Genomic DNA, 14,370 nt, shown 5'->3' on the forward strand with positions numbered 1-14,370 from the left:
ACATTTGTTATAAATATACGGAGGAATACCCAAGTCCGGCTGAAGGGATCGGTCTTGAAAACCGACAGGGGTGTTAAAGCCCGCGGGGGTTCGAATCCCTCTTCCTCCGCCATTTATATTTATATCATCTTCATATCATCGCGGGGTGGAGCAGTTCGGTAGCTCGTCGGGCTCATAACCCGAAGGTCGCAGGTTCAAATCCTGTCCCCGCAACCAAAGTGGTCCCGTGGTGTAGCGGTTAACATGCCTGCCTGTCACGCAGGAGATCGCGGGTTCGATTCCCGTCGGGACCGCCATTTTGTTTGGCTCGGTAGCTCAGTTGGTAGAGCAAAGGACTGAAAATCCTTGTGTCGGCGGTTCGATTCCGTCCCGAGCCACCATTTTAAGACGGCGATTGTGGCGAAGTGGTTAACGCACCGGATTGTGGTTCCGGCATTCGTGGGTTCGATTCCCATCAGTCGCCCCATCTTAAGTAATGCGGGTGTAGTTTAGTGGTAAAACCTCAGCCTTCCAAGCTGATGTCGTGAGTTCGATTCTCATCACCCGCTCCAAATGAAGGGCCTATAGCTCAGCTGGTTAGAGCGCACGCCTGATAAGCGTGAGGTCGGTGGTTCGAGTCCACTTAGGCCCACCATATTCCACAGTAGCTCAGTGGTAGAGCTATCGGCTGTTAACCGATCGGTCGTAGGTTCGAGTCCTACCTGTGGAGCCATACGGAGAAGTACTCAAGTGGCTGAAGAGGCGCCCCTGCTAAGGGTGTAGGTCGTGTAAGCGGCGCGAGGGTTCAAATCCCTCCTTCTCCGCCAGTCGTTTTAAATTTAAATATGGCCCGTTGGTCAAGCGGTTAAGACACCGCCCTTTCACGGCGGTAACACGGGTTCGAATCCCGTACGGGTCATCTTAAAAAGGTTTGCATATATGCAAACCTTTTTTTTATTTGCGCTTTTTTAAAGATTAAGTAAACAGAAATAATAGTTAGGAATAATTACCATGAATTTTCAGAATAAAAAGTAAGTTTTAAGCAGGATTTTCCCTATATCATATGGAATTATTCATAAAGTAATAAAGTATGAAGAGTATGGGATAAAGAGTAATTTTAAAGAACATTTATTCTATTATATTTGTAGAAAAGGTTTATGCTTTTACTGTAAAAGGGAATGAGTGGTAAGAAGCGTATATTATGTGCGTATATTATGTTTGAAGTTAAAGGGGTGGCAAAAGTGAATCTAGCGGTTCAGCCTACTGAATTTGATGTTCATTTGTATCACGAAGGAAACTTATTTCGCAGTTACTCTATTTTCGGTGCGCATCAGGTAACGGTAGAAGGAATTGAAGGCGTACGATTTTGCGTGTGGGCACCTCATGCAAAGGGTATAAGCGTTGTAGGTGATTTTAATAAATGGAACGGTTTTCAACATTCAATGGTTAAAGTTAATGAAGAAGGTATTTGGATGACATTTATCCCTGAATTAGAACAAGGGACTATTTATAAATATGAAATCATCACACAAAGCAATCAAAAAAAATTAAAAGCAGATCCATACGCTTTCTTCAGTGAAGTGCGTCCAAACACTGCTTCTATTGTTTACTCATTGGATGGGTACAAATGGAACGACCAATATTGGCGTAGAAAGAAAAAACAGCAAAATATATATGAAAGACCACTGTGTATTTACGAGCTGCATGCAGGGTCTTGGAGGACTCATGAAGATGGCAGCCTTTATACATACAGTGAATTAGCACAGGAGCTTATTCCTTATATTGCTGAACAAGGTTTTACACATATTGAGTTATTACCAGTCATTGAGCATCCGCTCGACCGATCTTGGGGATATCAAGGAACTGGATACTATTCTGCTACCAGTCGATACGGTACACCTAAAGAGTTGATGAACTTTATAGATGAGTGTCATCAAAATAATATAGGCGTTCTTTTAGACTGGGTACCCGGGCATTTTTGTAAGGATGAACATGGTCTGTATATGTTCGATGGAGAACCTACTTATGAATACAAAAAAGAACCCGACCGTGAAAACTATGTTTGGGGAACAGCTAATTTCGATTTAGGAAAGCCTGAAGTACAAAGTTTTCTCATTTCGAACGCTTTGTTTTGGTTGGAGTACTTCCATATAGATGGATTTCGAGTAGATGCTGTAGCTAATATGCTTTATTGGCAAAATTCTTCTGGAAAAGCAGTGAATGATGGAGCTGTCAGCTTCTTAAAAAAATTGAATGAAGCTGTTTTTAAATCTGATGAGACGATATTAATGATGGCAGAAGATTCAACGGATTGGCCCCTTGTTACAGCACCTACGTATGAGGGCGGTTTAGGCTTTAATTATAAGTGGAACATGGGATGGATGAATGACGTTTTAACATACATGGAAGCTGGCGTGGAAAGACGTCCTTACCTTCACGATAAAATGACCTTTTCACTAATGTATGCGTTTAACGAAAACTTTATTTTGCCGCTTTCTCATGATGAAGTCGTACATGGGAAAAAATCATTACTTAATAAGATGCCAGGTGATTACTGGCGCAAGTTTGCACAGCTTCGACTGCTATATGGATATTTCTTTGCTCACCCTGGGAAAAAGCTTCTATTTATGGGCGGAGAGTTTGGCCAATTTGATGAGTGGAAAGATTTAGAGGAGTTGGATTGGATGCTTTATGACTTTGACATGCATCGCAATCTTAACGGATATATGAAGGACCTCATCAAGATTTATAAGAGAAGCAAGTCTTTATATGAATTAGACCATAATCCAGAGGGCTTTGAATGGATTGATGTTAACAATCATCATCAACAAATTTTCTCCTTTATTCGCAAGTCGAAAGAAAATCAGGAGATTTTTATAGTTGTTAGCAATTTTTCTGAGCATCCATATCATTCTTACAAAGTTGGAGTTCCAGTTGAGACAGAGTACATTGAAGTTATTAACAGTGATGACGAAGTGTACGGCGGTTCAGGCATTGTAAATAAAAAGTCATTAAAATCAGTGGATGAATCGTTTCACGGTCAACCTTTTTGCATTGAAATGAATATTCCGCCGTTTGGCATTAGTATACTACGAGCAAAGAGAAAACGAGGGGAGAGAAAACAACATGTTAAAAAAGAAATGTGTAGCGATGTTATTGGCAGGAGGAAAAGGTAGTCGGCTAAGTTCGCTTACAAAAAATCTAGCAAAGCCAGCTGTACCATTTGGTGGTAAGTATCGAATTATTGATTTTGCTTTAAGTAATTGTACAAATTCAGGTATTGAAACAGTAGGTGTATTAACACAATATCAACCGCTAGTTCTCAATTCATACATTGGAATTGGAAGCGCTTGGGATTTGGACCGACGAAATGGTGGCGTGACGGTATTGCCTCCATACGCGGAGTCAGATGGAGTAAAGTGGTATAAAGGCACGGCTAGTGCTATTTATGAAAATTTAAACTATTTGACACAATATGATCCTGAGTACGTACTGATTCTATCCGGTGATCACATTTATAAAATGAACTATGAAAATATGCTTGATTATCATATAAACAAAGAAGCAGACGTAACGATTTCTGTTATTGAAGTACCTTGGGAGGAAGCGAGCCGTTTTGGTATTTTAAATACAAATAGTGACCTAGACGTAATGGAGTTCGACGAAAAGCCACAGCGTCCTAAAAATAATCTAGCTTCCATGGGGATTTATATTTTTAAGTGGAGTATTTTAAAAGAATATTTAGAAATGGATGCACGCAATCCATATTCAAGCCATGATTTTGGGAAAGATGTTATTCCGCTTTTACTAGATGAAAAGAAAAAGCTAATTGCATACCCATTCCAAGGTTATTGGAAAGATGTAGGAACTGTAAAAAGCTTATGGGAAGCGAATATGGACTTGTTATGTGATAAAGACGAGCTTAATTTATTTGACTCTTCATGGAAAGTATACTCTGTTAACCCTAATCAGCCTCCTCAATATATCGCGCCAAACGCCTGCGTGGTGGAGTCATTAGTAAATGAAGGGTGTGTTGTTGAAGGGAACGTAGAGCAGTCCGTGTTATTTCCAGGTGTACAAATCGGCTCAGGTTCTGAGGTTAAGAAAACGGTTGTCATGCCTACTGCAAAGATAGGCTCTAACGTATATATTGAAAACGCAATTGTTCCATCGGACATTGAAGTTCCAGACGGTACTATTATTCGACCGACCAAAGGAAGCGAAGAAGTAATTCTTGTTACCCAAGAATTGATTGAATCAGTTGCTAAATGCATTTAACGAACAGAGAGGATGAACGACATTGAATAATCAAATGCTTGGTATTATTGATGCTTGTACAAACACAACAGCGCTGCAGCCTTTAACCTTTTATAGATCGATTGCTGCCATTCCTTTTGCAGGGCGCTATCGACTAATCGATTTTACGCTTTCTAATATGGTGAACTCTGGAATTTCGAGCGTTGCCATTTTTCCTCGTGATCGCTATCGCGCATTGATGGATCATATAGGTTCAGGAAAAGAATGGGATTTGGATCGGAAGCGAGATGGATTGTTTATCTTTCCTCCTATGACAAGTGATTTACACTTAGAAAGTCCATCACTATTCACACAGTTCCGTTATCATATTGACTATTTCTTAAGAAGTAAGCAGGAATACGTATTAATTGCTAATAGTTATACGATATGTACAGTTGACTTTGAGCACGTACTGCAGCGTCATATTGCTTCAAATGCAGATATTACTGAAATGAAGCAAGGTGATAAATCGCTTAATATGTATATTATTAATAAATCTATTCTTGTTGATATTTTGCAAAATGAATCCCATGATTTCTATACGATTAAAGAGCTAGTTCGATATGTGGCACAGTCTCATCGTGTAGAAAAGTATGAGCACCATGGATATACGGCTGAGATTTCTAGCTTAGATGCCTACTATAAAACAAGTATGGAAATTTTATCTCCAGATGTTTGGAAGCAGTTATTTATCAACGAACGTCCTGTTTTCACTAAAGTAAAAGATGAACCGCCTACTCGTTACGCAAAAAAAGCGGTTGTGAAAAACTCAATGATCGCAAATGGGTGCGTGATTGAAGGACATGTGGAAAATAGTATTATCTTCCGAGGCGTTAAAATTGGAAAAGGTACGGTTGTTAAGAATAGCATTGTGATGCAAAAAGGCGTTATTTTAGAAAATAGTGTATTAGAAAACGTTGTTTTAGACAAAGATGTGAAAATAGGAAGTAATGAAACGTTGCTAGGTGAGTCAGGTCTACCTAGAGTCATTGCTAAAGGAACAACTCAAGGAGCGTTGATGAAGTCGTGAATGTATTATTTGCTGTATCAGAATGTGTACCTTTTATTAAAACAGGAGGATTAGCAGACGTAGCTGGTGCCCTGCCTAAAGAATTAAAAAAATTAGGAACGAACGTATGTGTAGTTATGCCAAAGTACGGAACCATTCCTCAACATTATCAAGATGAAATGGTACTTGAGAAAGTTATTCATGTGCAGGTTGGGTGGAGAAGACAGTACTGCGGAATTGAATCGTTAACGATGGATGGCGTTAAATATATTTTCATTGATAATGAATATTATTTTAAAAGAGATAGCTTATATGGGCACTACGATGACGCTGAACGATTTGCTTTCTTCAGCAGAGCTGTGCTTGAAGCTATCCCATTTTTAGAGAATGAGCCTGATATTATTCATTGTCACGACTGGCATACGGCTATGATTCCATTTTTACTTCGTGCTAATTATGATATGTATGATCATATTCAAACGGTCTTTACGATTCATAACTTGCAATTCCAAGGAATCTTCCCTAAAAGCAATTTATATGAGTTATTGAATTTAAATGATTATTATTTTACTACAAGCCAGCTCGAGTTTTATGGGAATATTAATTTTATGAAAGCGGCTCTTGTATCAGCTGATAAAATTACCACGGTAAGTCCTACATATCGAGATGAAATTCAAATGCCATATTACGGAGAAAGTTTAGATGGATTATTGCGTCAGCGAAATCAAGATTTAATTGGGATTGTAAATGGAATCGATGAAGAAGCTTATAGCCCAGACGCAGATCAACTTATATCTTATCCTTATTCGGTAGAAGAGATTGAAGGAAAATATAAAAATAAAAAAGAGCTCCAGCGCTATCTTGAATTAGAAGAAAATAAGGATGTTCCAATTATTTCGATGGTTACAAGATTAACTCAGCAGAAGGGATTGGATTTAGTTAAGCATGTTTTCCATGAGACGGTTAACTTAGGAGCCCAAATTGTTATTTTAGGAACTGGAGAACACGAGTTTGAGCAGTTTTTCCGTGAGATGGAAGATACGTACCCGCAACAAGTAAAAGCCATTATTGGTTTTAATGAGGAACTTGCTCATAAAGTTTATGCGGGTACGGATTTATTTTTAATGCCTTCCCGTTTTGAGCCTTGCGGACTCGGACAATTAATAGCCTTAAAATATGGAACCATTCCAGTCGTGCGTGAAACGGGCGGCCTGAATGACACGGTCAAAGCTTATAATGAATATAGCGGAGAGGGAAATGGCTTCTCTTTTAAGAATTATAATGCTCATGACATGCTTCATACGTTAGAAAGAGCTGTTTCATTTTATCACCAGAAAGATGTATGGAAAAAATTAATGATGGATGCTATGAGTCAGGATTATAGCTGGGGGCAATCGGCATTTAAATATAATCAATTGTATTCAAATTTGACATCTACTCCATCGTGAAAGGGTGAGCAGATTGTTCTCTGATAAAAAAAGCTTTCAAGAGGCTTTTTTAAAAAAGCTGGAAATGACATATGGAAAGAGCTTTAAAGAATCTACTGTTCAAGATCACTATCATACATTAGGAAATATGGTGCGAGAATATATTAGCAGCGATTGGATTTCCACCAATGAAATTCATAGGTCTTCACATACAAAGCAAGTGTATTATCTTTCTATCGAATTTTTATTAGGCAGACTATTGGGTCAAAATCTGTTGAACTTAGGAATTCGGGAAGTTGTAAAAGAAGGATTAAGTGATCTGAATATTTCACTTGAAAATATTGAGGAAATAGAAGTAGACGCAGGATTAGGAAACGGCGGATTAGGTAGGCTTGCTGCTTGTTTTTTAGATTCTCTTGCTTCACTTAATCTTCCTGGTCACGGTTACGGGATTCGCTATAAACACGGTTTGTTTGATCAAAAGATTGTAAACGGCTTTCAAATTGAGCTCCCAGAACAATGGTTAAGGCATGGGAATTCATGGGAGGTACGCAAATTAGATCAAGCCATAGAAGTGAACTTTTGGGGCGAAGTTGAAATGGTACAGGAAGATGGAAAATTCTCTTTTCGTCATGTAAAAGGAGAACCCGTCTCTGCTGTTCCTTATGACATCCCGGTTATCGGGTATAAAACAGATACAGTGAATACACTTCGCCTTTGGAATGCGGAGCCTTCATCATTTCCAGTACATAAAGATGTGATGGAGTATAAGCGTCAAACAGAGGCTGTATCAGAATTTTTATATCCGGATGATACACATGAAGATGGTAAAATATTAAGGTTGAAACAGCAATATTTTCTTGTGTCAGCCAGCTTACAAAGTATTATCAGAGCACATCGAAATACCTATCAAACACTTACAAACTTTCACGAAAAAGTAGCCATTCATATTAATGATACGCATCCTGTACTTGCGATTCCTGAGCTAATGAGAATTTTACTGGATGAAGAAAAAATGGAATGGGAAGATGCATGGCATATTACGTCCAATACGATATCATACACAAATCATACGACTCTTTCTGAAGCCCTTGAGAAATGGCCGATTGATTTATTTCAACCCTTGCTTCCACGCGTGTATATGATTATTGAAGAAATTAATGAGCGTTTTTGTAAAGAATTATGGGAAGCATATCCAGGGGACTGGCAGCGGATTGAAAATATGGCTATTTTAGCGCACGGGTTAGTAAAGATGGCTCATTTAGCAATTGTGGGAAGTTATAAAGTAAACGGCGTGGCAAAGATTCATACTGATATTTTAAAAGAACGAGAAATGAAAGATTTTTATCAGTTTTATCCTGCTAAATTTAACAATAAAACGAATGGAATTACTCACCGGCGCTGGTTGTTAAAAGCTAACCCGCAGCTTTCCTCCCTTATTACCGAGATGATAGGAGATAAATGGATTAAACAGCCGCATTCTCTTATAAAGCTCCAAGAGTATGTGGAAGATCCAAGCTTTTTACAAGGACTAAAAACAGTAAAACAACAGCGTAAAAAGCTGCTTGCGGATATTATTCAAGAGCAAACGGGAATTAAAATAGATTCACATTCTATTTTTGATGTACAGGTTAAAAGGCTTCATGCTTATAAAAGGCAGCTTTTAAATGTGCTGCACATTATGTATTTGTACAATCGATTAAAAGAAGACCCTAATTTTCAAATTGTTCCTCGTACATTTATTTTTGGTGCGAAAGCATCTCCCGGCTATTATTATGCAAAAAAAGTCATAAAGCTAATTAATTCTGTAGCTGATGTTGTCAATCATGATCCACAAACATCACCGTTTTTAAAAGTCGTTTTTTTAGAAAACTATCGAGTGTCACTTGCTGAGTATATCTTTCCGGCAGCGGATGTCAGTGAACAGATTTCAACAGCCAGCAAAGAAGCTTCAGGAACGGGAAATATGAAATTCATGATGAACGGAGCATTAACTCTTGGCACCATGGACGGAGCGAACGTCGAAATTAGCGAGGCAGTAGGAAAAGATAATGTCTTTATTTTTGGGCTAAAAGCCGAAGAAGTGTTGAGCTATCAGCAAAATGGAGGATACCGTGCCTATGATTATTACCATCATGATAAACGGATTCGACAAGTGCTCGAGCAGCTTACAAACGGCTTCCTACCTGACACATATGACTTATTCGAGCCTATATATGATTCATTACTAATGCAAAATGATGAATACTATGTACTCCGTGACTTTGACTCATACGTTACGGCACAGCAAAAAGTAAACGAAGCTTATAGAAATGAAAATAAATGGCTTCAAATGAGTGCGACGAACATTGCACATTCCGGCTTTTTTTCTAGTGATCGAACGATTGAGGAATATGCATCTGATATTTGGGGAATTCACTCCACTAAAAATTTATTGAATCAATCAATAAATAAATAAATAAAAAAGGTCCAGTCTTTGACTGCACCTTTTTTATTTTATCTGTTGTCGCCGTTTAAGAAATCACCTAAAGAACCAAAGATGCTGCCTTCACCTTTACCTCCCGTTGGCGAAACTGCACTTGATAAAACGCGATCGGCTAGTCGGCTAAAAGGAAGAGATTGAATCCAAACTGTTCCCGGGCCTGACAGAGTAGCAAAAAACATGCCTTCTCCTCCAAACAGAGCTGTTTTGATTTTCCCTACATATTCGATGTTGTAATTTACATCACGGGTCATGGCCACTAAACAGCCAGTATCCACACGAAGGCGTTCACCCGGCTGCAGCTTCCTTTTATGAATGGTGCCGCCTGCATGTAAAAATGCCAGGCCATTACCTTCCAATTTTTGCATAATAAAACCTTCACCGCCAAAGAAGCCCGTTCCTAGTTTTTTTTGAAAATCAATACCAACGGATACGCCTTTGGCAGCGCATAAAAAGGAGCTTTTTTGACAAATGATTTTATGATCGAGCTGCTCCAAATCGACAGGAATAATCTTACCTGGAAAAGGTGAAGCGAAAGATACTTTTCGTTTGTGATATCCGTTATTTGTATATAACGTCATAAATAAACTTTCACCAGTTAATACCCGTTTCCCTGCTCCTTTTAGTTTATTAAAAAGCCCGCTGCTGTTGGAGGAAGAACCGTCACCAAAAATGGTTTCCATCTCAATATCATCTTCCATCATCATCATTCCTCCAGCTTCTGCTATAACGCTTTCTGAAGGATCTAATTCAATTTCAACAAACTGCATGTCATCTCCATACAATTTATAATCAATTTCATGTGCATTCATCATTTTCACCTCATTATAAATTCTAATCTCCTATTCATTCGATGTCATCTCCTATAGCTCCTACTAAAAATAGAAAAAAGAGTAGTATGAAGAACTACTCCTTTTCAGTGTATGGATCTTTCTCATAGGCCGGTAAATCTCCAAATATGGTCATCGTACCTTCTTCATCCAGTGCATTTTCATATCGCTCATGCTCTTTTGAAGGGTAAATAGGAAGAGGCTGTCCATATAAATCGGTAGCGGCAAAGTTTTCATAATCTTCAACGTACCCGATAGCTTCATCCGCCTCAATATAGGTTTCACTATAGTTGGACGTATCTTCTATAAAATCAGAAGGAGATTCAGACGTCCCGTAACGCGCAACGTCTTGCCAAGAATCTTCTGCGTCATACCCTGTCGTTTCGGTATCATCATAGTCGTATTGACCAAATGGGTGATGGAGAACATTTTCTTCTACAGGCCTGTGCTTTGGAATATCCTGTGACGGGCTGTGTTCTCTACAGTATAAAGTAGTTGGTACAGCCTGAAGTCTTTCAAACGAGATATCTGCTCCGCATACTTTGCATGTTCCATACGTGCTGTGAGCGATTGCCTGAAGTGCTTCTTCTATTTCATGTAGCTCTTGTTTTGCATGTTCATTTAGTGCAAGGTCCTTTTCACGCTCGTATGTTTCTGTGGCTGTGTCACCAGGGTGGTTATCGTAGCTTGAAAGTTCTCCTACAGCATCGTGAGCGTCGCTTCGAGTTAGACCAAAATGATCATTTTGGTCAAAGTGCGATTGAATATCAGCCTGCTGCTGCTGTAAATTTTGTTTTAACTGACTGATTTCTTGTTTTGAAAGTGTCATGAAGCTCCCCCTTAAAAATTTAGTGTGCTTTTGTAGTATGTGTTAAAAATTCAAAAAAACACGATTCATATTAGGAGGATTTGGGGTATTCATGAAGCTAAGAGAGAAAAGGAGTGGAAAATTAAAGAAAGGTAAAGGTTATAGAAAAGGGTATGATAAAAGTAACGTTCTCAAGGTTTAAGGAGTACTAAATAGATCATAAAGATTTTTGATTCATTTAATGAAAAGACATAATTTAGACAAGCGAAATTAATTTTTTCTCGTGAATCGCGATGCTAGATTTTTTTGAACTGAAAGTTTATAATAAGTTAGTTACAGACTTAAGAAAAAAAAGATGAACGGGGGGACGTAGTGTGATTGCAACGACCGAACAGTTAGTACAAGAATACATTAAAGATGCGATTGAGTGTGCAAAAAATGAAAATCAGCCAAAATTGGTCAGTTTAGTGAAAAAAGTAAGACCTATTGACCCCCTTATTTTTTATGCGAACGGACATGACCAGTTTTATAAAGAACGCTTTTTTTGGAAAGATCCCAACAGTTATTATACATTTGTTGGATTAGGATATGCGCATACTATTTGCACCAATGCGGCAAAAGAACGTTATTTCCACATTGAAAATGAATGGAAGCGCTTTATAAAAGAAGACTTTTATAAAAACAACCAAATTTTCCCGGATGGGACAGGTCCTCTTTTATTTGGAGGATTTTCATTTGACCCAAATCAGTATCGAGAAAACTATTGGAGTGATTTCCCGAGTTCAAAATTTATGATTCCAACTGTGTTATATACTCAGGTAGACAAAGAAGGATATCTTACCGTTAATATGATGGTTAAAGGACAAGATTCTGTAAAAGAGCACATCAATTATTTTGAAGAGGTCCAAAAACTTGTTCGTTGTGAAGAGTACGACGGGGAATCTCATATTTCACCTTTGCTGTTGGAAAAAGAGGAAATTGGGGTAGAGAAATTTAAAGGAAATGTTGAAAGAGCTACTACTTTAATTAAGCAACAGGCTATAGAGAAAGTGGTTCTTGCTCGCCAATTAAAAGTAAAATTTAATGAAGATATTTCTACTGAATACGTGCTTCAGCGTCTGTTAAAGGAACAGCCAACTAGCTACACATATATTTTAGAGGGAGAGAATCAGCATTTTATCGGCGCTTCCCCAGAAAGACTAGTGCAAAAACAAGGAGATTATGTGTTTTCCACTTGTTTAGCAGGTTCGATTCCAAGAGGAAAGACAAGGCAGGAAGATCACGAACTAGGTGAGGAATTGCTTCAAGATCCTAAGAACTTAATTGAGCACGATGTTGTTGTTCATATGATTAAAGAAGCGATGAATTCTTATTGTTATGAAGTAGAAATTCCAAGTAAGCCAAGTTTATATAAAACAAAGCATATTCAACATTTGTATACACCTGTTAAAGGGCGTATAAAGGAAGATGTGACGCTATTTTCATTTATTCAAAAGCTCCATCCAACACCAGCGCTAGGAGGATATCCTCAACAGGAGGCATTGCCTATTATTCGAAAGCTAGAATCCTTTGACCGAGGGTGGTATGCAGCTCCTTTAGGATGGATGGATATCAACGGAAACGGTGAATTTATAGTAGGAATCCGCTCCGCTGTTATTCAGCAAAAAGAAGCCGTTTTATTTGCGGGCTGTGGAATTGTAGCAGATTCTACGCCTGAAAGTGAATATGAAGAAACAAGAATTAAATTCAACCCGATGCTTTCAGCTTTAGGAGGGATTATGCGTGGAACACATTAAATCATTAACAACGTATATTGCGTCATTCGTGGATGAATTAGTAGAAGCAAATGTTGAAGAAGTAGTGGTCAGTCCAGGGTCACGTTCAACGCCTATTGCGATGCTTATGGCTGAGCACCCTGATATTCATGTGCACTTAAACATTGATGAACGTTCTGCCGGCTTTTTTGCTCTAGGAATAGCAAAAGCAAAGAAAAAACCAGTGGCGCTTGTATGTACATCTGGAACAGCTGCAGCGAATTATTATCCTGCAGTAATTGAAGCTCACTACTCACGCATTCCTTTAGTAGTTATCACAGCGGATCGGCCGCATGAGTTAAGGGATATAGGTGCCCCGCAGGCCATTAATCAGAATCATCTTTTCGGTCAATATGCGAAGTGGTTTGTAGATACAGCTTTACCAGAAGAAAGTGCAGATATGAATCGTTATATTCGAACAGTAGCTTCAAGGGCTGTTCATACAGCTCAAGCTATACCGAGCGGTCCTGTACACATTAACGTACCTTTACGTGAACCGATTGTACCAGATTTGTCTATTGAAGATTTATGGAGTCAGGGGAAACGCGGTAAATCATATGTGGCTGCTATTCATGGAGAAGCATCTCTATCTGAAAAAGGATTCGAAGAAATTGTGAAGCGCTTAGAGGGAACAACAAAAGGACTTATTATATGCGGAGATCAAATGTCTTTAAAAGCAGTAGACAGCGTATGCCGTTTAGCTGACGCTTTAAGTTTTCCCGTGCTCGCAGATCCGTTATCACAATTAAGAAGCGGCAAGCATTCAAAAGAAAATGTAATAGAGACATATGATACATTTTTAAAAAGTGATAAGGTTGATGAGCGTTTTCACCCGGAAGTTGTCATTCGTTTTGGCGCGATGCCGGTATCGAAACCTTTATTGCAATTTTTAAAAGCACACGAGCCGAAAGAAATGTTTGTAGTTGACCAAGGTAAAGGCTGGAGAGATCCTACTTTACGTTCAACAGTCATGATTGAAGCTGATGAAACATTATTTTGTGAAGAACTGATCAAGCGCCTTTCAGCGAATCAAGAGGAGTCTACTTCATGGCTGAGGCTGTGGAAAAAGATTAATAATCAAGCCGCACAGGCTCTGAAAACATTAACTTCTGGCCAGGAGTGGTTCGAAGGACAAGTGGTTCAAGAAATTGTTGATGTAGTACCTGAAGGCACGGCTTTGTTTGCGGGAAATTCAATGCCTGTTCGAGATATTGATTCTTTCTTCTTAAATACGGAAAAAGATATTCCACTCTTTGTAAACCGAGGAGCAAATGGAATTGATGGTGTGGTTTCGTCTGCTCTAGGCGTAAGCACTGCTTACGACCACACCGTTTTATTTATTGGTGACCTATCGTTTTATCACGATTTAAATGGTCTGCTGGCAGCTAAAATGCATAATTTAAATTTAACCGTTGTGCTAGTTAATAATGACGGCGGAGGAATTTTTTCATTTTTACCGCAGTCGAAACAAGAAAAGCACTTTGAATTTTTATTTGGTACGCCAACTGGATTAAATTTTGAGCATGCCACTCGTCTGTATGATGGCACATTTTCTTCAGCAAGCAGCTGGGAAGAATTTCGACATGCAATGAACCATGCTTTCACAAAAGGCGGGTTACATGTTGTAGAGATTCGTACAACTCGTACAGAAAATGTAGAGACTCATCGCAGTTTGTGGAAACTTGTTTCCGAGGAAATAAATTTGTCAAACGGTGAGGAATAGGC

Annotated in this window: 9 protein-coding genes and 10 tRNA genes; 17 read left to right on the forward strand and 2 right to left on the reverse strand. The window is 38.7% G+C overall.

Annotation, left to right across the window (positions count from 1 at the left end):
* Nucleotides 1-19: 19 nt before the first annotated feature.
* The 15 genes from ACOZIR_RS00005 to ACOZIR_RS00075 all read left to right on the forward strand — a co-directional run bounded on the left by ACOZIR_RS00005 (nt 20) and on the right by ACOZIR_RS00075 (nt 9,169).
* A tRNA-Ser gene (locus tag ACOZIR_RS00005) sits at nt 20-112 on the forward strand.
* Between the two features lie 27 nt (nt 113-139).
* Nucleotides 140-216: transfer RNA gene (locus tag ACOZIR_RS00010), tRNA-Met, on the forward strand.
* Nucleotides 217-220: 4 nt separating this feature from the next.
* A tRNA-Asp gene (locus ACOZIR_RS00015) sits at nt 221-296 on the forward strand.
* 8 nt (nt 297-304) lie between these two features.
* A tRNA-Phe gene (locus ACOZIR_RS00020) sits at nt 305-380 on the forward strand.
* Nucleotides 381-390: 10 nt separating this feature from the next.
* Nucleotides 391-466, forward strand: a tRNA-His gene (locus tag ACOZIR_RS00025).
* A gap of 11 nt (nt 467-477) precedes the next feature.
* Nucleotides 478-551: transfer RNA gene (locus ACOZIR_RS00030), tRNA-Gly, on the forward strand.
* A gap of 6 nt (nt 552-557) precedes the next feature.
* Nucleotides 558-634: transfer RNA gene (locus ACOZIR_RS00035), tRNA-Ile, on the forward strand.
* 3 nt (nt 635-637) lie between these two features.
* Nucleotides 638-712, forward strand: a tRNA-Asn gene (locus ACOZIR_RS00040).
* A 3-nt stretch (nt 713-715) separates the two neighbouring features.
* Nucleotides 716-806: transfer RNA gene (locus tag ACOZIR_RS00045), tRNA-Ser, on the forward strand.
* Nucleotides 807-826: 20 nt separating this feature from the next.
* A tRNA-Glu gene (locus tag ACOZIR_RS00050) sits at nt 827-898 on the forward strand.
* A 295-nt stretch (nt 899-1,193) separates the two neighbouring features.
* Nucleotides 1,194-3,155, forward strand: coding sequence for a 1,4-alpha-glucan branching protein GlgB (glgB, locus tag ACOZIR_RS00055; RefSeq protein ID WP_421535486.1), 1,962 nt, complete (start codon nt 1,194-1,196; stop codon nt 3,153-3,155).
* On the forward strand, nt 3,106-4,257 hold the full coding sequence (locus tag ACOZIR_RS00060) for a glucose-1-phosphate adenylyltransferase (protein WP_016765788.1): 1,152 nt from the start codon (nt 3,106-3,108) through the stop codon (nt 4,255-4,257). Before glgB ends, ACOZIR_RS00060 begins: the two co-directional genes overlap by 50 nt.
* 22 nt (nt 4,258-4,279) lie before the next feature.
* Nucleotides 4,280-5,305 carry a glucose-1-phosphate adenylyltransferase family protein gene (locus ACOZIR_RS00065; protein ID WP_310878350.1) on the forward strand — a complete coding sequence of 342 codons (1,026 nt, stop codon included), beginning with the start codon at nt 4,280-4,282 and terminating at the stop codon, nt 5,303-5,305.
* Nucleotides 5,302-6,732, forward strand: a complete 1,431-nt coding sequence (gene glgA, locus ACOZIR_RS00070) for a glycogen synthase GlgA (protein ID WP_033579578.1) — start codon at nt 5,302-5,304, stop codon at nt 6,730-6,732. The genes ACOZIR_RS00065 and glgA overlap by 4 nt, the downstream gene beginning before the upstream one ends.
* Before the next feature lie 13 nt (nt 6,733-6,745).
* Nucleotides 6,746-9,169 carry a glycogen/starch/alpha-glucan phosphorylase gene (locus tag ACOZIR_RS00075; RefSeq protein WP_045295389.1) on the forward strand — a complete coding sequence of 808 codons (2,424 nt, stop codon included), beginning with the start codon at nt 6,746-6,748 and terminating at the stop codon, nt 9,167-9,169.
* Nucleotides 9,170-9,207: 38 nt separating this feature from the next.
* On the opposite strand, the gene ACOZIR_RS00080 is transcribed toward ACOZIR_RS00075, so the two are convergent.
* Entirely contained in the window at nt 9,208-10,005 is a 798-nt protein-coding gene (locus ACOZIR_RS00080; protein WP_310878349.1) for a TIGR00266 family protein, read from the reverse strand.
* Between the two features lie 94 nt (nt 10,006-10,099).
* Nucleotides 10,100-10,852, reverse strand: coding sequence for a TraR/DksA C4-type zinc finger protein (locus ACOZIR_RS00085; protein ID WP_013059568.1), 753 nt, complete (start codon nt 10,850-10,852; stop codon nt 10,100-10,102).
* 353 nt (nt 10,853-11,205) lie between these two features.
* Between ACOZIR_RS00085 and ACOZIR_RS00090 the strand changes: the two genes are divergently transcribed.
* Both ACOZIR_RS00090 and menD read left to right on the forward strand, forming a co-directional pair.
* Complete coding sequence (locus ACOZIR_RS00090) at nt 11,206-12,627, forward strand: isochorismate synthase (protein ID WP_045295385.1); 1,422 nt, start codon at nt 11,206-11,208, stop codon at nt 12,625-12,627.
* The gene (menD, locus tag ACOZIR_RS00095; RefSeq protein WP_310878348.1) at nt 12,614-14,368 is read left to right on the forward strand and encodes a 2-succinyl-5-enolpyruvyl-6-hydroxy-3-cyclohexene-1-carboxylic-acid synthase; all 1,755 of its coding nucleotides are present in this window, start codon (nt 12,614-12,616) and stop codon (nt 14,366-14,368) included. Before ACOZIR_RS00090 ends, menD begins: the two co-directional genes overlap by 14 nt.
* Nucleotides 14,369-14,370: the final 2 nt, after the last annotated feature.

The sequence above is a fragment of the Priestia sp. D3YE.R1 genome (genome assembly GCF_049199565.1).
Classification (GTDB): domain Bacteria; phylum Bacillota; class Bacilli; order Bacillales; family Bacillaceae_H; genus Priestia; species Priestia aryabhattai.